General features: G+C 49.7%; 21 protein-coding genes and 2 pseudogenes. 13 read left to right on the forward strand and 10 right to left on the reverse strand.

The features are described from left to right. Position 1 precedes the first annotated feature (1 nt). The 3 genes from QN377_RS05085 to QN377_RS05095 are packed head-to-tail and all read left to right on the forward strand — an operon-like array spanning position 2 to position 2,468. Positions 2-1,774 (forward strand): hypothetical protein, encoded by a 1,773-nt coding sequence (locus QN377_RS05085; RefSeq protein ID WP_322212734.1) that lies wholly within the window; start codon positions 2-4, stop codon positions 1,772-1,774. 8 nt (positions 1,775-1,782) lie between these two features. Further along, on the forward strand, positions 1,783-2,043 hold the full coding sequence (locus QN377_RS05090; RefSeq protein WP_322212735.1) for a hypothetical protein: 261 nt from the start codon (positions 1,783-1,785) through the stop codon (positions 2,041-2,043). 8 nt (positions 2,044-2,051) lie between these two features. Beyond that, complete coding sequence (locus QN377_RS05095) at positions 2,052-2,468, forward strand: hypothetical protein (protein WP_322212736.1); 417 nt, start codon at positions 2,052-2,054, stop codon at positions 2,466-2,468. A gap of 1,210 nt (positions 2,469-3,678) precedes the next feature. On the opposite strand, the gene QN377_RS05100 is transcribed toward QN377_RS05095, so the two are convergent. Both QN377_RS05100 and QN377_RS05105 read right to left on the reverse strand, forming a co-directional pair. Further along, a complete protein-coding gene (locus QN377_RS05100; protein WP_322212738.1) occupies positions 3,679-5,370 on the reverse strand; it encodes an AIPR family protein in 1,692 nt (563 codons plus the stop codon). Between the two features lie 569 nt (positions 5,371-5,939). After that, positions 5,940-6,638, reverse strand: a pseudogene (locus QN377_RS05105) (tyrosine-type recombinase/integrase); the annotation flags it as partial. Positions 6,639-6,830: 192 nt separating this feature from the next. Here QN377_RS05105 and ykgO point away from each other — a divergent pair. Continuing rightward, positions 6,831-6,986: a type B 50S ribosomal protein L36 gene (ykgO, locus tag QN377_RS05110; RefSeq protein WP_095020762.1), complete on the forward strand. Its 156-nt coding sequence runs from the start codon at positions 6,831-6,833 to the stop codon at positions 6,984-6,986. 2 nt (positions 6,987-6,988) lie between these two features. On the opposite strand, the gene QN377_RS05115 is transcribed toward ykgO, so the two are convergent. Together QN377_RS05115 and QN377_RS05120 are read right to left on the reverse strand one after the other, a co-directional pair. Next, positions 6,989-7,438: a hypothetical protein gene (locus QN377_RS05115; protein WP_153327000.1), complete on the reverse strand. Its 450-nt coding sequence runs from the start codon at positions 7,436-7,438 to the stop codon at positions 6,989-6,991. Positions 7,439-7,459: 21 nt separating this feature from the next. Next, positions 7,460-7,600 (reverse strand): hypothetical protein, encoded by a 141-nt coding sequence (locus QN377_RS05120; RefSeq protein WP_322212742.1) that lies wholly within the window; start codon positions 7,598-7,600, stop codon positions 7,460-7,462. 228 nt (positions 7,601-7,828) lie between these two features. Here QN377_RS05120 and QN377_RS05125 point away from each other — a divergent pair, with 228 nt between their 5' ends. The 7 genes and pseudogenes from QN377_RS05125 (at position 7,829) to QN377_RS05155 (ending at position 11,313) form a co-directional block, all read left to right on the forward strand. Further along, complete coding sequence (locus QN377_RS05125) at positions 7,829-8,365, forward strand: hypothetical protein (RefSeq protein WP_095002910.1); 537 nt, start codon at positions 7,829-7,831, stop codon at positions 8,363-8,365. Between the two features lie 405 nt (positions 8,366-8,770). Further along, positions 8,771-8,974, forward strand: coding sequence for a hypothetical protein (locus QN377_RS05130; RefSeq protein ID WP_323567611.1), 204 nt, complete (start codon positions 8,771-8,773; stop codon positions 8,972-8,974). A gap of 89 nt (positions 8,975-9,063) precedes the next feature. Then, a complete protein-coding gene (locus tag QN377_RS05135; protein ID WP_095002908.1) occupies positions 9,064-9,318 on the forward strand; it encodes an antitoxin in 255 nt (84 codons plus the stop codon). Continuing rightward, positions 9,315-9,629, forward strand: a complete 315-nt coding sequence (locus QN377_RS05140; protein ID WP_150628178.1) for a type II toxin-antitoxin system RelE/ParE family toxin — start codon at positions 9,315-9,317, stop codon at positions 9,627-9,629. Before QN377_RS05135 ends, QN377_RS05140 begins: the two co-directional genes overlap by 4 nt. A 169-nt stretch (positions 9,630-9,798) precedes the next feature. After that, positions 9,799-10,005: a hypothetical protein gene (locus tag QN377_RS05145; RefSeq protein WP_138738271.1), complete on the forward strand. Its 207-nt coding sequence runs from the start codon at positions 9,799-9,801 to the stop codon at positions 10,003-10,005. A 99-nt stretch (positions 10,006-10,104) separates the two neighbouring features. Further along, positions 10,105-10,410, forward strand: a pseudogene (locus QN377_RS05150) (lysis protein); the annotation flags it as partial. Between the two features lie 108 nt (positions 10,411-10,518). Further along, a complete protein-coding gene (locus tag QN377_RS05155) occupies positions 10,519-11,313 on the forward strand; it encodes a DNA adenine methylase (RefSeq protein ID WP_322212747.1) in 795 nt (264 codons plus the stop codon). A 56-nt stretch (positions 11,314-11,369) separates the two neighbouring features. Here QN377_RS05155 and QN377_RS05160 read toward each other — a convergent pair whose 3' ends face one another. From QN377_RS05160 to QN377_RS05175, 4 genes are all read right to left on the reverse strand, one after another. After that, positions 11,370-12,179 carry a hypothetical protein gene (locus QN377_RS05160; protein WP_322212749.1) on the reverse strand — a complete coding sequence of 270 codons (810 nt, stop codon included), beginning with the start codon at positions 12,177-12,179 and terminating at the stop codon, positions 11,370-11,372. Beyond that, a complete protein-coding gene (locus QN377_RS05165; RefSeq protein ID WP_322212750.1) occupies positions 12,176-13,090 on the reverse strand; it encodes a hypothetical protein in 915 nt (304 codons plus the stop codon). Before QN377_RS05165 ends, QN377_RS05160 begins: the two co-directional genes overlap by 4 nt. Beyond that, positions 13,068-13,787 carry a hypothetical protein gene (locus QN377_RS05170; protein WP_138738275.1) on the reverse strand — a complete coding sequence of 240 codons (720 nt, stop codon included), beginning with the start codon at positions 13,785-13,787 and terminating at the stop codon, positions 13,068-13,070. Before QN377_RS05170 ends, QN377_RS05165 begins: the two co-directional genes overlap by 23 nt. A 253-nt stretch (positions 13,788-14,040) precedes the next feature. After that, a complete protein-coding gene (locus QN377_RS05175) occupies positions 14,041-15,657 on the reverse strand; it encodes a DUF4041 domain-containing protein (RefSeq protein WP_138738276.1) in 1,617 nt (538 codons plus the stop codon). Positions 15,658-15,869: 212 nt separating this feature from the next. On the opposite strand from QN377_RS05175, the gene QN377_RS05180 reads away from it, so the two are divergent. Both QN377_RS05180 and QN377_RS05185 read left to right on the forward strand, forming a co-directional pair. Next, a complete protein-coding gene (locus tag QN377_RS05180; RefSeq protein WP_178084373.1) occupies positions 15,870-16,739 on the forward strand; it encodes a TIR domain-containing protein in 870 nt (289 codons plus the stop codon). Positions 16,740-16,909: 170 nt separating this feature from the next. Next, positions 16,910-17,734, forward strand: a complete 825-nt coding sequence (locus QN377_RS05185) for a TIR domain-containing protein (RefSeq protein ID WP_138738277.1) — start codon at positions 16,910-16,912, stop codon at positions 17,732-17,734. A 643-nt stretch (positions 17,735-18,377) separates the two neighbouring features. Here QN377_RS05185 and QN377_RS05190 read toward each other — a convergent pair. Further along, a complete protein-coding gene (locus tag QN377_RS05190; RefSeq protein ID WP_254925889.1) occupies positions 18,378-18,500 on the reverse strand; it encodes a hypothetical protein in 123 nt (40 codons plus the stop codon). 348 nt (positions 18,501-18,848) lie between these two features. Further along, positions 18,849-19,760 carry a LysR family transcriptional regulator gene (locus QN377_RS05195; RefSeq protein WP_095002894.1) on the reverse strand — a complete coding sequence of 304 codons (912 nt, stop codon included), beginning with the start codon at positions 19,758-19,760 and terminating at the stop codon, positions 18,849-18,851. Between the last annotated feature and the right edge of the window lie 136 nt (positions 19,761-19,896).

Here is a 19,896-nt window from a genome sequence, read left to right on the forward strand (position 1 = left end):
TTTGGAACTTAAGAACTTTTTTGCCCAAGATGACGAGGGCAACATCCTCGGTGGTGCAGTTTGCTATTTGTATCAGCGGGGCACTGAGAGCTTGGTGAATGAACTGCAGGCCTCGAATGGCGTGGCTCTGGCCAACCCTTTTGTGGCTGATCAGCAAGGCCTTATCCAGTTTGCCGCGCCCAATGGTATTTATGATCTGCGGGTGGTGAAGGGTAGTCGGGACTATCGGCTGCGGGTGCAGTGTAATGATGTGACGGAAACATCAGAAATAATAGATAGCGCAGTCCGGGTGCTTGAGGAAAAGCTTGCCGACCCTGTTAAAGGCGCGACGGAAGTTGCTGCTGTACGAAAAACTCCAAACGTAGCCAAGCGTGGAACCGTCGACTTCTTCCTGGCCACAAAGAAAGTCAGTCTGTGGGAATACGAAAAGTTTATTACATCGAAAGCTGACCCCAGCGATCCTACGACATGGGATTGGCTTCCAGCCTATAACGCCGCGACCGCCGCTAACTCAGAGTCTGAAATTATTCTTCTGGGTGACAGCCCAACTTCTGGAACGATTCAGGTTTATAATAAAACTATTTTTGATTGTAATGATGGGGCCATTGTCGCGCTGCCGGGATTCGCAATGAACGCTGCGGTTATCCGCTTCGGTAATTCTGTGACTAGCCAAGATTACCGAGGTCGAGGCGGGCACCTTAGAGTAAAAGGTGGCAGGCAGCGGGTTATTTGTGCTGAGTTCTCTCGGTCACAAAGTTGCGGATACGAAAAAGTTTCCGTTGAAGAGTCTTTGTTTGTAGGTATTAAATCAACATCAGGCTCAGGTTTGAGCCTTGGGACAATTAAAGTACATCAACCGATGATTCTTGGCGGGAAGCCCGCGAACGCTGATCTAGACTCTGTTGGCCTGTTGGTCACTTCATCTGACGGTAACTTTGGCGCCGGTGCGTGCGTCGGCTCAGCCATCGGCTCAAAGTTTACGGGTAATAACAACACGGTCGGAGCCTTGCATAACTGGGGAGTGTACGAGCGAGGGGGCATCCCTCAGTCTGTACCAATGCTCGCCTGCTTCTGGAACGAAGGCCAGTCAAACACGTTCGTAGGGTGCATTGCCGACAGTCCAAGTTTGATCGACTACAACCAACCGGCCTCTCTGGCTAACGGTGGTTATGGATTCGTTAACCGGGGTAACGGTTGGCAAACAAAGTTTATTGGCTGCAATACATTCATTCCCAACCGGGTTCCGTTTGGGGACACCATGCCGGTCGGACGTATTGTCGGAAACTTGCTGAATCAGGGGGCGGCGTACACAAACTGTGAAGTTACTGACGATACTGGCGTTGCACTGGTTCCCGGCTTCGCCGGGCGTTATCAAGGTACCAACCTCGATCAATGCACAATCATAGGGCGGCAGGATACTCGCATTGGCAACACGCGCTTAGAGCTGATTAAAAAGGCCTATATGAAGCGCGGGCTAGAGTTCAATGCCACTTACCAAGATGCCGATGAACACTCGGACGGGTTTGGTAATTGTAGCTTTGATATGCAAGATCTTAAGTATCTAAAGGTGGTCACTAACTTTGGAGGCACGACGCGCATCATCGAAATACAACGTTGGACAAAAGGTACAAATACCTTGGCCGATTATTTGAAGATCGTTCTGGTGGCGGCGGATGAAGGGTACACCTTGTACCGTACAGATTTATCCCCGAAAAGAATGACGGTCTGGGACGGTACAAAATTCACTAAAATTGACGGCACTTCGCCGGTTTGAGGAAAGATATGGCGCTTAAAATAAATACAACCTTTAAAGGTATTCCGGTAATGGAGGCGTATTGCACAGTCGATATGTTGTCCATCTCGACGGGTAAAAATCTTATGGGCTTTCATGTTCTTTATCGTTCCTCCGCTGAAGATGCGGTATTTGATACAAAGGTTTTTTCGGCCCCATACAGTCTCGATGCTGGCAATCCTTTTGAACAAGCCTACGCCTACCTGAAAATTTCGGGTGAGCCCGAATTTGCCAACTGCAAAGACTGTTAGGAGTGGCTGTGAATTACTTCATCCTGAAATACACGAATGACATGCCTGATAAGTTTGGCGGGGAGACTCGCGGCCCCTTGATCAGCATACGGCCTAAATATTCAGCGGACGTTGGTTTGATCGAGCACGAAAAAACCCATGTGCGGCAGTGGTATGTCGTGCTGGCCCTTGGGTTGCTGCTCTGCACGCTGCTGACGCTGCTCGTCTCGCCATCCCTCTGGCCGATGTATGGGCTGGCTCCATTCCTTCACCAACTGCTGTACAAGCTTGTCCGGGTCTATCGGCGTTGGTGTGAGGTGCGGGCCTACCGAAAGCAGATTGCTACCGGCGGCTATGCCAGCAATGAGTTCGCAGTAAGTGCTCTGGTCGATAAGTACGGCTTGCGCCTGTCCCGCGAGGAAGCCAGAGCGTTGCTTATCGACTGAGAGCTATGCCCTCAAGCCAGCCCGCCATGCGCGGGCTTTTTCATGCCGATGGGGAAATGCAGAAGGTCCGCAATTTAGCGGACCTTCTCTCTGTAAGTTTGTGTCTAATATCGTCACCCTCTAATTATACGCTTTGAAAACTCGCTTTGGGAGTAGGTTCGTCTTTGGTGAGCAAATATATTCACCTCTGATGTATGCAGGCCGGGATTGTCCTGGGGGTGTGCTCGCTTGCACCAGGAGCAACGAATTCTTTCTCGGGGAGGCGGTTGACATTGAGGGTCCGAAAATCCTCACGACAATAAAAAAACATCTGAAAAAGCACTTATCCCCCTCCCGCCGACGGGCCTTGCGTCCTTTTTTTGTGCAAATCCAGATGTAGTGCAAACGAACCTGCAGCCCAGGCGGGCCGTGGGGCTCTGCAGGGGATCGGCCATTGCACAGAATGCAAAGTTTTGAAGGCGAGTGCAACGCGGTTGCACTGAGGCTATCAGGACGGTCGTGGAGAGGGTTGCGGTGAAGTGTCCGGTTTCATTGGGCGAAAAATTTTAAAACGTGGGTTTCGGTGTGTTTTCAAAAACGCGCACGATCTTTTTCGGGCGGGTATTGATGGTGTGCGGGGAAAGGCTGAATTCCCTGCGCGCCATGACTGGCGTGGGCTGTAGCGTATCTGTTGGATTTCACGGGGTTGCACACGGTCGACGATCAGATTCCCCATTGCTCGGGCAAATCAGGCTTGACTGTAAAACATCGTTTTATTGAGATTGGTTCTCAGACCGAGGGGGGTATTATCAAAAATAGCGATATGAGTAATACGGATCGAAGGATAGGTGTGGAGGCCACGGTTTTACTGGGTTTTCGGTATTGCAAGGGAAGGTAATACGAAGCGATATGAAAAGTAATATTTCTGCCAAACCCCCGGATTCATTGGGTTTTAAAGAATAGAAATATAGCTATTAAGAAAGGTAATATTATCGCCTTCTTGTCGCTTAAATATCGCTTTTTTGCACAAACCGCTGAAAGCCTCGTTCTACAAGGGCTGTAGCCGTTTTTCGGGGTGGATATTACTAATATTACTATTTTTTTTGGATGTCTACAGATTTTGGATTTGCACCCATAACGAGTGATGGCATCAGAGTATTGAAAAACTTTTTGCTAAATGGTTTATGTCGTATTTAGGAGCTAGCGCGATGCGCTAACTCCTCATGCTGCATTATGTGGCTGCAATCATTTCTGCAAGTATTGCTTGTCTTTTTAATCTGTCCGGCGATATGTCGCCAAGGCTTTCAAATATTTGAACAACCCTTGTTAGAGTTTCAGTCGCTTTTTGGCTGTGCTGCCCCATGACTTTTATTATTGCTTCTGATTGTTGTAGAGCTTTTTTTGAATTCAAGTGAGCTGAATCTTTTCCACAGATCAATGATCGGACCACTGGAAGCATATGCCACTTTAATTTTTTTAAATTTTGCGGGATTGTACTGTTTGATACAAGTAAATTGAATCTGTACATTGTTACGCATGATGCGTAGAAGATCGCCTCTTTCGTGTCGTCAGAAAAAATAGTGTCTGTGAGTTCCTCGTACATTTGTTTCGTATAGCGAGAAGCTAGTTCTGGTCTGTTGCAAAACATTGACGCTACGCATTTTGCTGCGTTGTTTAGTGTGAATATTCGTGTGGCGGGTATGTCTTGCCCAACATACTGTCTGTCACGACGCTCCAAGTATAAGCGGCTTTCTGATCCCTCGTATGTGTTGAAGTATTGTTCTACACGTTTGACTATAGGCTTCAGAGATAGAAATTGCGTATCTTCAACCTTGCTTTGGCTGTTGGTAGCCCGAACAAGATCTGAAAATACATCTTCTAGTTGCGTTTTAACTAGCTTTATATTTACCATGACATCGTTAAGCATGTGACGGTTTTCAAAGAGTACGTTAGATGTTTGGCATCCGTTAACAATCTGATAGTTCGTAAGGTGCAGAGTTGTACCTTGTAGTTTTATATCAGGGCTTACAATAGTGATGCCGTTGTTCAGAACCGGAAATCTGCTGGCCGAGTCAGAGGCCAGTGTGGCGGCGATAGACTGGTTAACAGCGTTTTCTTGTCCTAAAAATGAACGGACGTTTTCTTCAAATACCTGTGTTCTAAGGTTGCCGTCTTCCGTTGTCAGTAGGTTTGAGACAAAGTCTTGTGCTCTGACTACCGCCAAATATGCTTCATCAATTCCGTTGATTATAGGTAGGGCTGCGATACTAAAAGTGGGTAGGCTAGCATTGATGCTCGAGTAAGTACTGACCCATAATCGTGTTAGTTCGTCGCGATCTATAAATTTCACATCGATTTCGTGAAATAGTCCCAAGTCTCTAAGTTGCGTTATAAATTCTTGAAGCGCTGTCTCTAATGCTTGAGGCTTAAGATATATTCCGGTTGTAATGTATCGCGCTGTGAGTGATGGTTTTCCATTTCTTATTTTAGGTACTTCATTCAGCGTGATGTCGAAAATCTCTCGAGCATTGATCAATGTCGCATCTTCATTTAAATAAGGAGCTTGAGAAGCAAATCTAAGTATCCCTTCTTTGAACTTCAAAAAGTCGCCGAGGTCGAAACCTTCTGTCCGTTTTGCTTGAACAAAAACTGCGTCAACATCGTGATTTCTTTTGGGGGTCGCAAATGTAGCCAGCGTATCATCTGCAGAAACTGCTACAGATTCATCAATAATAATCGCCACCCCGTCGATGCCTTCGTCACCTGGACCAGTGGAGACATCGTCAAGATCAAATGCTGATCCGAATCGATTGGATAGCACACAATACGTCGTAAATTTTTCGAACTGAACTGACTCATCATCTGCTTCTAGTCCAAAGCTTTTGACAAAGCTTGTGAGATGAGATTTAACAATCCTGTGCATCTGTAATTCCTTTTAGGGATGAGCAAACTTTTTTAGATCTTGTTGGCGGGTGAAATATGCTCAGAGTGGGCAATAATATCGACGCCGTTCGTAAAGTCGGAATCATAGCAGCGTGGCCTAACGAAATCCTACTGAGAGCGTGTTCAGGATGCCACTGCTACATAACGGGTACAAAAAACGAGAAGAGCTACGTGCCACTGTTCAGAAGGGCATGGTTCTCAGTCCTTCCTGTCCATCATTCGGGCCATGAACAGGCGGCTGGGTAGGGTTGCATACTGGAGGGTTCGGAAGAGTGTTTGGTCGACAGGAAGTCGGTGGGATGCAAAAAGGCCGAGTGACTTTTCGAGTGACCTTGTCACTCACGGCTCAGCGCTGTTGGGCATCATTGCAGCGAGCGCCAAGCGCGAAGCCTTGAATTTAGAGGCCTGTAGAGATTCAAGCTTGAATGGGGTGCTAGGGGTCGAGTGTTCGAATCACTCCGTCCCGACCATATTCTTCAATGACTTAGGCCAATGTCCTCGACATTGGCCTTTTTCATTTTCGGGAGATTTTCGGGGCTTTTCCGCTTTTCATCCCTGCCTCCTCTTCAAAATTGTCAGAACCGGACCTCGTGAGTCGGTTGCTGATACCATATTTGCAGCCTCAATCAGTTGCCCCAGCTCGGCGCCGGAGTAGTGACTGGTGATGCTGCCGTTCTTGTGTCCGAGCAAAGCCTTGCGGTCTTCCTCGGTTACACCTGCTGCTCGTAGCCGTCGACCAAACGTGTGCTTCAAATCGTGAACCCGGATAGACAAGTAGCCAGGGTGAGCGGGGCGAAGGTTTTTCTCCTGCCAGAGTTTCGCCGCTCTCACTCGCGCCTTCTTCCAGGCTGAGTCATTCATCCGGTGCAGCGCAGTACCGTTGTAAGGAAACACCCATTCCTTGCTGATACCACGCTGCTTCTCAATGATCGATATGGCCACGGTGTTGAGCACCACCAGACGCTCATCACCATTCTTCACTCCCGACCGCTCATGCCGGCCGCCAAAATCGGCCGGTATCAGAAACACACTGGTGCCCAGTTCCGCTCCCGCAATCTCCCAATCCCACTTCAATGTGCAAACCTCCTGCTCGCGACAGCCCGTGTTCACCTTGAACAAAGCCATCGTCTGCAAGTGGGCGGGCAACTCGCCAAAAAGAATCGACTGCTCTTCCCAGGACATGGGGTAGGGCTTGCGGCTTGATTTCTTCTCTTCCAGTTTTGTCAGCATGGGCACGCTGTCCAGCCAAAGCAGCTTTTGTGCACCGGGTATCGGTCTTATCGACTTGATCCCAGATCCGCATATTCATGGACACGACAAAATCCTTGCCGCGATCTACGCAGCATCAAGAAGGGGTAGGGGAAATATGAGTAGCTAAACATTATCATTCGTATTTAAGATATGTTATTACGTTTCAACTCACCGCAAGGAGCCTCACCGATGAAAGTGCTGTCCTCACTCAAAGAAGCGAAAAATCGTCACCGTGACTGCCAGATCGTTAAGCGCCGTGGCCGTATTTATGTGATCTGCAAAACCAATCCGAAATTCAAGGCTCGCCAGGGCGCAGCGAAGAACAAGAACAAAGGCAAGGGCTGACCTTACGCAACGTCGGCTTTGCGTTGATCCGCCCGGTCGGCAGCAAGGTCTGTCGCCAGTTCCTCGGCGCGGGCCTGGCCGTACTCATTGGCTCGGGGACGAATCAGTGACTCGGCAAGATCATGCAGGGCTGTAGGGTGTTGCCTGGACTTGGCCGGGTCCAGAGCCGTGCAGGCCAGGTCGTAGACCTTGCCGTGTATGCAGCGTCCACCGGCAACGATTTCGCAAATCATCTGCTCGATCGGATATTCGCGGTTGTCGGTCAGCAGAGGGGCGATGTGTTCTTGTGCGCCGAGGTGTTCGGCCAGTGCTTCGTATAGTGATTGTGGTGTCACCAATGTCACCTGTTTACCGAAGGGGCGCGGCGCCGTGACGGTGTCGCCGCAGATCAGGCTGTTGATGGCATCGTAAAGCCAGTCCGGGCCTTCGACGGTATCCAGAAAGTCAGTCATGGCAGCGACTCCTGTTCGAGTTTACGGGCGAAAGCCTTTCACCTTGCCGGTACCGGTATCGACAATGTGGAAGAACTCGCCACTCTCTGGCACTACCCGGTAGCGCGGGGCGCTCTTCGGTGTGGTGGAGCCGGCAAGCCCGAGGCGAAGCGCGACGGACATATTGCGGCGCTGGTTTATTGCGAGCGCTACATCACAGTAAGCGCGTTGACTTGGGGTCATGGTCGCCTGCAGAGCTGTGGATTATTCATCTTCACTTCTTTCGCTGACATTCATGGGGGTGAAATGAGTTTTTGAAGTTGGCTAGGATTGAGTATTTATGCGCTGAAATTTAATGAACCCTTTGAAGGGGAGAGCTTCTAAAGTCATTCAGTCCATCGGAGGCGTGCTGTGACTAAGATCATTACTGAGGAAATCCGGCTTCATCAGGAGTCGCCCTCAGACGTTTTTCTATTTGGCACTCCTAAAGATCGTCTAGATTTCTATCGGAGAGAAATTCACTATGAAACAAGTTTGCTCTCGAATAGAACGAACGCATATTTAACGGCCCAATCGTTCTTGGTTATTGCGTTTGCCTCTTCAATGGCGAACCTCAATCCCAGATGGGGCGAGCTTTTTACCTTGGTTGTACCAACCTTGATGGCCATCCTAGGAATATTTAGCTCATTGCATGCCTGGCCTGGGTTTAGGGCCTCGTATGTCATCATTGATCATTGGCATTTCAAACAAAGTCACTTATTGCGAAGTGACCCGGTTATGGGGGAGGCCTATGATGACTCACCCTTATTTAACGAAAAAGAATCGAGTCAGCAGGGGTATCGCAAATCGCTAATGTTCTCTATGAGGACACCATGGCTATTTGTAATTTTTTGGGCGCTGCTTGCAGGTTTTTGTATTTATGTTCAGCTCACTAATTCTAGTCCGTGAGCCTGGTAAACATTTCTATGATGGCTGACATTTCACCGTAGACTTTCCACAGCTTTCATTCCCCCCAACCTGCTCAGCGAGCGGCCTGCAGTGATGCTTTCCGTTCAGGCTGCGCTATGCGTCTCGCGCTCTGCCTGAATGCGCAGGTAAATCTCCTCCCGGTGACCCACCGCGTGTGGCCAATCAGAAGATTAACTTTATGACGCGGGAGCTATACGACAAGGCAGCAGCGCTTAAAAGCGCAGCGTTTGCAGATGTTGTGGGTTCCGTGGCGAGCAGAGCGATTATTGATCAAGGGACGAATGCCAGCGGCAGCTTTATAAAGTTTGCAGATAGCATGTTGATCACATGGGGTATACGCATCATCAGTTATGGCGCAGGGGGTTATCTTCGCGCAGGGCGCGGTTGGCGCCTTTGATTGCTGTCGAAGTCCAGTGGGTCGAGCAGGAGCGTAAGTTCGTGGCTGAGCAGTTGGAGGCCATCGAGGATGGCGAGCAGGTAGCGGGCACAGAGCGCCTGTGGTGTGACTACCGTAATCAGGTTCGAGCCTGGAAACTGGATGCAAAGGGCTATCCCGATTCAAACATGCGGCCATTACGCCCAAGCTAGCCTGGGAGAAGTTCCGGTCGTCCAGTCGATGGCCCACATTCCCACATTTGTGCGAAGATCAGGGCGTAGATCACGTATGGAGTTGCCACATGAGCCGCCTGACCATCGACATATCCGAGCAGCAGCATCAGAGCCTGAAAGCGTTGGCCGCCTTGCAGGGCAAGACGATCAAGCAATACGCCATCGAGCGCCTGTTTCCGGGCAATGTCGACAATGATCCGGCATGGCAAGAGCTCAGAGGCGTACTGACCGCCCGCATCAATGATGGCCTGGCGGGCAAGGTTTCAGACAGGAGCATTGGTGACATCCTTGACGAAGAACTGTCCGGGGAAAATCGGGTTTGAGCGGTGCCTACGTCCTTACGCTTGAGGCTGAAGCCGACTTGCGCGGAATCATCCGCTACACGCGCCAACAGTGGAGTGACCAGCAGGTGCGTGTGTATATCGGCAGACTGGAACGCGGGATCGCGCGCCTTGCCGCCCGTCAAGGCGCGTACAGGGACATGAGCGACCTCTACCCGACGTTGTTGATGGCTCACTGCGAACACCATTACGCATTTGCCCTGCCGCGTGAAGGTGGACCTGCTTTGATCGTGGCGATATTGCATGAACGCATGGACCTGATGACGCGACTGGCAGAACGGCTGAACAAGTGATGTCTTGCTTAAATGAAACTGCAGTACCGAACCCGCCAAGTGCGGGATTTTTTTGTCTCGAGATAGGCATGCCTTCCAGCGAAGCAAGACTTCAGCCTATGTCGTTGGAAATGATGGCATAAAGCCTGCTACAGTCGGCGCCGAAATTATCCAGGTAAGGAAGTACCAAGTGAAGGGCATCCAGTTTTTGGCTGTAGTCGGCGCGGCATTGTTGATGAATGGCTGCGTGGTGCAGAGCACCTATAGCAAGACTATTTCAGTGACGAAAGATGCCAACGGCAAGATCATCCAAACGGTTGAAAGCGAAACTGTGGTTCAGCCAGCCAATGGCTATCCAATGCGCCTGGAGAAAATCAAAGGTATCCAGCCACAGTAAATACCTGCACCGATTCAAAGAAACCCGCCGAGTGCGGGTTTTTTATTATCTAAAGAAACTCATGCCCATCACAGCGCGGCAACTGCTGCTGATCCTCCCGAAACCGAACGCACCGATCTGGCCAATGCCAACTCTGCGCAAATCCTGGCAGAGCAGGGCAAGCGCCTCGCCCTGGAGCAATGGCTGGCAGCCAGTGACCAATCCCATTACCGAGCCCTGACCGATGAGAAAACCAAACAGGCACGTCTGCGTGATCGCCTTGCCACTGCCGGCGGCGTGGTTTATGGCGCCCATAGAGCCCAATTTGACCCAGCGCATGCTCAACGAATTATCGGAATCACCAGTGACGACGATCAAGGACTGATCGCGCTGCAGGCCTGTCAGGCCTACGCCAAAGAAGTATCAGGCACACCCGCAGATCATTCCTGCAAGTCCAGTCAAGACTCCTGCTTCGAGCACAAAGCGGAGCGTGCCTAGCACCTGTTTATTTATACAGCAAAGGTCTTGCACATTATGTCTTCACCCATCATCCCTTGGATGGGCGGCAAACGCCGCCTGGCCGACCGCCTTATCCCCCTGTTCCCACCCCACGAATGCTACGTCGAAGTCTTCGCCGGCGGCGGGGCGCTGTACTTCCTGCGCCCACAGCCTGCTCCCGTCGAAGTGCTAAACGACATCAACGGTGACCTAGTGACCCTGTACCGGGTGGTGCAGAACCATCTGGAGGAATTCGTGCGTCAATTCAAGTGGGCTCTCAGCTCACGGCAGATATTCGAGTGGCAAAAGATGACCCGCCCGGAAACCCTGACCGACATCCAGCGCGCCGCTCGGTTCTTCTACCTGCAGCACCATGCCTTTGGTGGCAAGGTCACAGGGCAGAACTTCGGTACCGCAACGACTGCTCCTGCAATCAACCTGCTGCGCATTGAAGAAAACTTGTCTGCAGCCTGGCAGCGCCTGGCCGGCACCTACGTCGAAAACCTGCCCTGGCTTGAGTGCGCAGAGCGCTACGACCGGCCACACACCTTCCACTACATGGACCCGCCTTACTGGCAGGCCGCTGGATACGGCGTGGACTTCCCGTTTGAAAACTACGAGCGCATGGCTGACTTTATGCGGCGCTGCAAAGGCAAGGTGATGGTCAGCATCAACTACCATCCGGATATTCGGCGGGTGTTTAAAGGGTTTCATTTTGAGACGACCGAGATTCGGTATACGACCACGAATCAGAGGCAGGGGAAGGCTGATGTGAGTGGCGAGCTGGTAATCATAAACTGGGAACCTGCGGCATTGGGAAAATTGTTCTAATCCATGTGCAGCGCGAGATTGGTGCCTCGCGCTTAATACAGATGACACATACGCAATCACCATATGAATTTGCCATCAAACTCTATACCCTCGGCATTTTTAATAATCTGGAAATCGTACATTCCGTATTTGTATTTTTTTGTGATTTTTAACACAAAACTAGCTTCCATTTGTAATGAGCGTTCAGCGGAGCTAGGCTTAATTGCATAGTTGCGAGAAGATTCTAACGCTACACCACTATAGGCAATTGCATCTAGTTTTGGGTTTCGGCTAAAAATCAAGTTGGCTAAAATTCTAGAGTGGATATAGTTTGTGTGTTTTGCATTTTCATCTTTCAATAAAGATGATAGGAATGCATCTGTAAATACAAAGCTTTTACCGAAATCATGAGGCATATTTTTCATGAATTCGATTAATAGGTCTCCCACTGTTTCAGATGTTAGGCCACTTCCCCATCTATTTATATGGGTTGTTTCTCCAATTGTAGCACAGCAGATAGTGTGGTCGGCTTTCTGCTTGTAGGCGACTGTGTGTATATAATCGCCTTCGTTTGCGTTTATTTCATTTAGAACTGAAAACTTGTTGGTTGATGTATATAATATTGGGTCGTTTATTTCGTTAAGTCTTCCTTCTCGTGTGAGGTGCGTGGGTGGGGGGCCAAGTTCTGATGTGTTATCAAAGCCATTTTGGTCATTGCATTTTCTCGCGCGCCAAAACGCGCTGTCGTATTGGAATTCATAGTTTATGACTTGGTAGTGGTCGAGTATCAGGTTGAGTTTTTCACGTATGAACTCCGAGTTTGTACTGTTTAGTATTGAAGATGATAGCTCGTCAATGAGTGCAAGGGGTAATGTGCTGAAATTCATTGATGAGCTCTATTGATCTGGTAGCTGTTACTGCTCGTTAATCGATTAAGAGCAGGAATTTCCGCTTTGAAGAGACCAGCCAAGATAAGGCATGTTTCTGTAAACATAATATTTACGTTCTCATCATCAGACATGATCCCATCAAAATATGTGCCATAGGCGACGAGAATCATGTCAACTAGGTCGTTACGAAGTCTATCAGGCCTCATGTTGCGCATGCCTCCTCGTGCTGAGCGCGTAATGGCCATGACATAGCAGGCCAATGAAAATCTAAAAATCAGGGTGTTTGGTAGTTCTTGGGATGATGGGGTTTTTCTGACGATAGGCGCATTTTCAAATATCTGACCTGTGATTTGTAATAGTGTTCTGGCTAACCGTTCTACCATGGAGGGCGTGTACACCCGTTGCTCACGAAGAGTTGCCCGTTCTTCTTTTGTATACTCATTGCCTAATATCACGAATGCTTCGCGCATTTGCTCTGTGTCTATTAACATTTTATCAAGATGCTCGTTTGCTGATTTTCCCAAATCAATAAGTTGCTGGCGGAGGAGAATGTCTCCTAACTCAGCTTTGCGAAGATCGTGGGCGAACTTCGGAAATTCGGAGGTTTGTGCTTTATCTATGAGTCTTCGTTGCAAGCCTTTCTGTCTTCCACTCATGCCGCATATTTTTGCGGAGCCTTTTAGGATTACTACTTGAGAGGGGAAAACAGACACTACACTCATGGATTTAAAAATACTATTAAGTGTGTCGCCCTTATACGCCTCCATTGCGGAGAAGTCGGTTAGGATTGCACGATTTTTTGGGTTGGTCAGGAAATCTCGGAGGTTGGGGTGTTGCAATTGGTTACTATCGATTATTAAGTGCATTGACTGCTTCCCATGTTTTTTAATATTGTTGAACTGCTTCAACTACTTGTTTGAATGCAGGTTTATAGATTAATATTCGTTCGAAGGGGGTAGGGCCAATGCACTCACCTGCGGGCCAGTTAATATCCTGGTCCTGTGATGGGTCCCAGAACTCAACAATGAAAAGCAACCAGTAGATGTCGCACGGATTATATTGCTTGAGTTTATTAATTTTCTGCGCAACTAGTTCCTTTACTCGGGCAATTGATAGCGTCGGAACATCAAAGCTCTGCTGATGTCGCCAGTTACTATTTCGATACTCTTTTCCATCATGATAAATAAAACGGAGTTCAGGGATAAGTTCGAACGCTTTGTAGCTCGAGTACCCTTCATGTTCTGATGAGATTTCCTGAGCAATAACAGCTAGACCCTTGGCAATTTTTGTTATGTTGTTGCGCATGATTGGATGCTGGGGATCAAAGTCAATCGAAATCTCAATTTTTCGCCCGCCGCTTGATAGGTAAAGTTGCTCCGCTTGTGCAATTACTTCGCGACGCATAATGATTTGCTTTTGCTCGCATTTAGTGTTTTTTCCATCAACTTTGTAAAGATGAGCGATTTCGATACCTAATTTTATATCACCATGTATCAGTATGTCAGGCTTGTCGGAGTATTCGATTGCGCCGCAGGGTATGGGGTAATGTTGAGCAAATTGCTCAAAGTATTTTTGCTCAAGGATCTGCTGGTCAGTGAGTTTCATTGAGAATGCCTGATTTATTGACATTGAATAACAGTGTAGACCAAATATATGTGAGTTTATCTATACGCTTGATCTATTCCGGCCTAGACTTTCGTGCATTGCTGAAAGTTTAGTCAGTCTTGAAGCACTCGGTCGGCTCACCTTTGAGCAATATCATCTGTACGAGGCGTTCTTTTGGCGTGGCTTGGGCCAACTATTCTTTCGCCAGTTCCGGCACAAGTGTCGCTTTGCGCCGGTCGTGAGTCGCCCTGGTTTACATCTCCTCTACTTCGCTCTCCACTTCATGTTCAAGCTGATAACGCGTCCATTGCTGCTCAATCACCGGGTTTTCCTGGATCTGCTGCTCAATGCGAATGGTCTCGCGATATTCGTGAGCTTCAGCTGCCATCGTCCAAAGGGTCTCAACGCCAAGGCTTTCGAGCTCAGTTCGAATCTCACTGAGCCCAAGGCGGAAAAACTCCTTACGCGGATTGACCTTGTTCATCTGACGGCGCAGGAAGTGGCGGTGCAGGGTTTTTTCCAGGCTAGGTGCGTCATCGCTGAAAATCATCGCATGCACGTCGAATTCGAATGGAACACTTGCATCCCCGAGTTCACGAATGCGGTCTTTAGGTTCCAGGCGACGAGTCATGCCAATTTTGAAGACCTCCTCGCCAAACGAGCCGACGTTAGAAATAACGTAAACATGGCCGGTTCTGGTTTGCTGCGCCATTGAAAGAGCGCGCTGGTTTTTCTCTTCTGCAGCCTGGAGCTTGAGTTCAAGCTCGCGCAGCTTGGCTTCAAATTCCACGCGCTGGGCATCATTGGCATTCGCTGCTTGCTGAAGAACCTTATCCATCGCTTTTTTGATGGTGTCCTCTTCCTTGGCTGCGTCCTTCATGGCGCGTTCAAATTCACGGCGGGCTTTTTCTTCTTCGCGTATTTGTTCGCGCAGTTGACGCTGCTCCTCGCGGTCCTGTTCTTTCAATACGCGAGTCGTTGCGGCCCACTTCAGCTCTTCCAGCCGAGAGGTGAGATATTCGTCTGTGATGCGTGCGTTTCTGAATGCGGTGCCGTTATGGTTTACCAAGGCAAATGCATCGCGGATCTCTTGCTCCAGCTTGCCGTGGTTATCAGCTTTGTTTCTGGAAAGGATTGAGTCGACTTTGCCGTTGAATGCATCAATGACAAAGCGGATAGCGGTGTCACGTCGATTGGATTCTGCGTAGTCGCAGGTAGCAGCCCGTCCGGCCTTGACCATCCAGCGGCTCATCTCACGGGCTGCTTTGAGTTTCTGACCAGCTTCAGTGAAAGAAAACTCTTCAGCAAGGTCATCAAGCAAATTGTAGGTGGGCACGATGTAAGCATCACCGTAGCCTTCGATGATGTTCTTCATCGCTTTTGCTGTATCAGCAAATTCCTTTGCCCGGTTCATGGCGCTGTAAGCGTCACCTGCAATTTCTTCTGCGCGTTTATTTGCGGCTTCAACAATCCTGCTCGCAGTTGCGCGGGCTGAAGCTATTTCCATCTCGCTGGTTATCAGCTCTTCTTTTGCCATGCGTTTCGCTTCATGCAGCTCGACTGCAGCAGCTATTTTCGACTGGGCGAAAACACTCTCAGCTTGTGTGTTGAGTTCTCTGGCGTGGGCCTCAGCATCGATGATGGTTTGATACTTGGAAAGGGCATCGACGCGATTCTGTAAGGCTGTATTTTCCTGCCCCTGGCGGTCGACACGGCTCAGTAGCGCTAAATTTTCTTGCTGCTGGCGATCAATGATCTGCTCTCGTTGGCGGAGTTCAGCAGTCAGCTTGGCTATGAGCTTTGTGTTTTTTACTGCGACGACCAGCAGCGCAAGGGCGCATAAGCCGAAAATGATGAGGAACAGTTCCATGTGATCTCACTCGAGCGATTCATTAGATTCTTAAGTAGGCAGTGGCGTTTAGCCATCTCGATGCGAGCAGGGTATCCGCCATTCGCGCAAAGGGGTAGGAGAAGTATTTGGTACTGGGGGAGGAGGAGCGCTTGGAAGGGGCGGTTTTGTTGTGTTACACATGCCGCGTGAGATGGCATGATGGGTTTATCATTGCACAGTAAGGAATAATCATGGCGAGGAAGGCACCACCACCAACGGCGATCCAGCCTAAGCTTTATCTGGATGCCAGCCAGTTAAAACGTGGGATAGAGCGACTTCAGCAACGAATCACAGATTTAGATACTTTTGACCTAAGCACAATGCGGCGTTCGACTTCGCCTGAGCTCCAAGCTTTGGAGCGTAGTATTGAGGATACATTGGAGCGATGCTTTGGTACTAATACAACCGCCGCCAATCGATACAGCGAGGCGTACAAGCTCCATCATCGTACAATGATGTGGGTTTCCGGTATGCCCGATCCCGACTACAAAAGAATTACGGGAGAAAAGATAAGCAATTCGAAGGCATCACTTGGGCAGGCGATCAACGCTTTGAACACGGATCTTGAAGATCTCGACCTCATCGTGGAGCTCAGTCATCCTGTACGATCAGGCTCATTAGGAGGCTCGCCCCGAGTGTTCCTGGTTCACGGACATGATGAAGCGGTTCGCGAAACGGTCGCACGGTTCATTGAAAGACTGGGTATTGAAGTAATAATCCTTCATGAGCAGGCCAATGGCGGACGTACCATCATCGAGAAAATAGAGCATCACTCCGATGTTGGAATGGCTGTGGTTTTGCTAACACCTGATGATGTTGGTAGTAAAGTCGGAGGGGAGCTTGAGCCCCGTGTCAGGCAAAATGTACTGTTGGAACTTGGATATTTCATGGGAGCGCTTGGTCGTGACAAAGTATGCGCGCTAAAGTCGGGCGATGTGGATATTCCTACGGACTTTGCTGGTGTAGTTTGGACGTCGATGTCTGGCGAATGGAAAACTGTTCTCGCGCGCGAGCTCAAAGTCGCAGGTTATGAGGTCGATTGGAACAAAGTAATGAGCTAGCCTGGGAGTTGTAGCGTATATGGTTTTTTGTATTGTTTCCAATCCATCTGGCTACCAAATGACTGCGGCCCAAAGCTGTGCTGAGCTAGCGTTGTCTCGCTAAGCGCTATGATTATCAAGTTTCACGCTCTATCCCTTGAGCGTACGAACAATAAAAACGGAACCCCCTGATGAGTATAGTTTTTTTGCAGAGTCACTTCGATAAGGTCAGCTACTTGCAAAACCTTCTTGCTGCGCGAGCAACTGGTAATGCGGCCGACCCAGCTGAGTATGCACAACTTAGGCGTCAACTACTAAGTGATCCTGAGATCGGGCAACGACTTCCACCATTTGTTAAGCAGCATGGAAGCCTCGATTCTTTTTGGGCATGGATCAAAGGGAAGTTCAGTTCTTATGCCGAACGTAGAGCCTATCTGTCTGAGCAGTTTACCCCGTTATTAGATTTTCTCGACCTGCCGAATGACGAAGCTTCTCTGCCAGTACAAACCTTCAAGGCGGAACACCCAAGTGTCGGAAATATAGATGAGTTACTTTCGCCGGTAGTTGCAAGGAACAAGCGAAAGGTGTTCATCGTTCATGGAAGGGATGATCTCGCTAAGTACGAGGTAAGTCGGTTCATCGAGGGGCTTGGCCTAGAAGCAATTATCCTGCATGAACAGGCCAATGCGGGTATGACCATTATTGAAAAGATTGAGCGCTATACTAACGATGCAGATTTTGCTCTCGTATTGTACACGCCGTGCGACCAGGGTAGGGGATATCACGAGAAGCAAGAAAGTCCAAAGGATCGGGCTCGACAAAATGTCGTATTCGAACATGGTTACTTGATGGCGAAGCTTGGTAGAGAAAATGTATGCGCCCTGGTCAAAGGCGTAATCGAGACTCCTAACGATATAAACGGTGTGGTATATGCGCCTTTAGACCAATCAGGTGCTTGGAAAGTAGAAGTGGTTAAAGAGCTTAGAGCTTGTGGCTACAGAATCAGCAACTGGTAAAGCGTGTGCTGCATCCCAAAAATGGCCGGGGATACACCAAAATCTGCGCAAAACCCACCCCACAGCCCCCGGTTTACCGTTTGCCTGCGCACGAATCGCAGTACATTTTGCCATCATGCAAAATTGTATTTTTCTTTTAATTACAATGGGTTGCGATATTTTACGAGGGAACATGGGGTGCTAGGGGTCGAGTGTTCGAATCACTCCGTCCCGACCATATTTTTCAATGACTTGGCCCAACCTAATCTGTTGGGCTTTTTCATGCCTAAAAAAAGGCCCCTACTTGGACCCTCACCAGCTGGAAACTTGTGCCTGTTATTGCTCGCGGCAATCAGGGCTTGAAGTTTGAGTTTGTGCCCAGGCGAGCATTGCTGCCCAGCACATACCAGCAGTCCTCGTCGTTTAACTGCCATCTTTGAGCCTGTGCCGGGTGATCGCGAGAAGGTGGTCAGTTGGAAGGTATGCCCAGCGGTGTAACAGCAGGACGGGAGACAGGCACAACAGGGGCGTGGTAGGTATCGAAATGGCTAGGACCTAGGACATAAGCCTGCGTGCTGCTTGGCTGACAGGTAATCTGCAAAGCCTTCGTTAGCCTGTGCAAAGCGTCTTAGGGTTTGCCAGATGATCTTTGCCCGTTCGATTCTCAACGTCTTGTTGCGCAATACGCTACGGCCACCCAGTCGGTCACTGGGCCAAACACCACCGCAATACCACCCAGCACAATCAACAGGCGAGCAGCAGATCCTGACGCTTTATCGTTGCTCATCGCCTCATCGCCTCATCGCCGAGCGGACCAGCGTAATGGCTTGTGGTGTGTCCGTCGTCGTGCCGCAGCCATGCCTTAAACTCATGCAGTCCAGTCCCGGCGCTGATACTTCGAGTTAACTGTTGCCGAGTGTGCGCATGTGCATTTCGATCCCCCGATATTCGCGTTTGGGTGACAGCATGCGAGATGGCGCATGAGCACTAGATGGGTAAATTGGCAAGGGTTTATGAGGTTTATTCATCAGTCCGGTGGGCGTGCGACTTACTCGTCGTCAGTGCCTGCTGCGGCAGCCTGGTGGCTTGGTTGCGCAGGCAGCAGGTGGGGTGATGAGACAGGGGGGCAATGGCTCTACAACTCGCTCTCCAGATGATCGATGTCCTTGAAACGCTCAACCAGGAAATCGATCAGGCTGCGCACTCGTGTGGACAGGTGTAACTGCTGCGGGTATACCGCGTAAACATCGGCACGGGTCGGTGTCTGGTCTTCGAGTACCAGTCGTAATCGGCCGCTACGGACATATCTGGCGATGTCCCATTCAGCTCGCAGCAGAATCCCATGCCCCTCCAGCGCCCAGTTCAGGGCTACCTCACCGTCGTTGCAGCCCAAGGCGCCGCGTACCTTGATGTTTTGCGTACGGCCACCGTCGGTAAAGCTCCACACCCCGTAAGGCGTTTCGTTCTGCCGCAGGAAGATGCAGTTGTGCTGCTGCAAATCGCTCAGACGTTGCGGAGCACCGTATTTTTCCAGGTACAACGGTGAGGCGCATAGCAATCGGCGGTTGGAAGCGATCTTTCGCGCATGAAAAGCTGCATCCGCCAGTGTGCCGAAACGAATGCCAAGGTCAAACCCATGGGTCGTCAGGTCGAGCGGGTGATCGCTGATCTCCAGTTGTACTTCCACCTGCGGGTGTTTCTTGAAAAATGCGCCAAGGGCAGGACCGATGTAACGGCGTCCGAAGCCCAGCGATGCGTTGACGCGAATCAAGCCTTTTGGCTCAGCCTGGCTGCTGTTGATCAGCTGCTCGACCTCATCGATCTGCGTCAGGATCCGGGCCGCGTGGGAAAAAAGCAGTTCACCTTCTGAGGTCAGGCTCATTGAACGTGTGGTGCGATTCACCAGGCGTGCCCCCAATCGAGCCTCAAGGGCAGTAAGGCGCTTGCTCACTGCTGGCGGTGTGATGCCGAGCTCTCTGGCCGTGGCAGCCAGGCTGCCTTTGTTGGCCAGAAGATAAAAAAATGACAGATCCAGGGTTGGGCTCATTGGTAACTCAAAGTTATTTATGTAGTGATTCTGAGTAACTCACACTTATTTATTCACTACATATACTCCGTTCACACCCTGATTGAACAGACCGTTCGACAGGCAAAACAAGAACGTTTCGAGCGCGGAGTTGATC

It is taken from the genome of Pseudomonas sp. CCC4.1, assembly GCF_035019225.1.
In the GTDB taxonomy this organism is placed as follows: Bacteria; Pseudomonadota; Gammaproteobacteria; order Pseudomonadales; family Pseudomonadaceae; genus Aquipseudomonas; species Aquipseudomonas bubulae.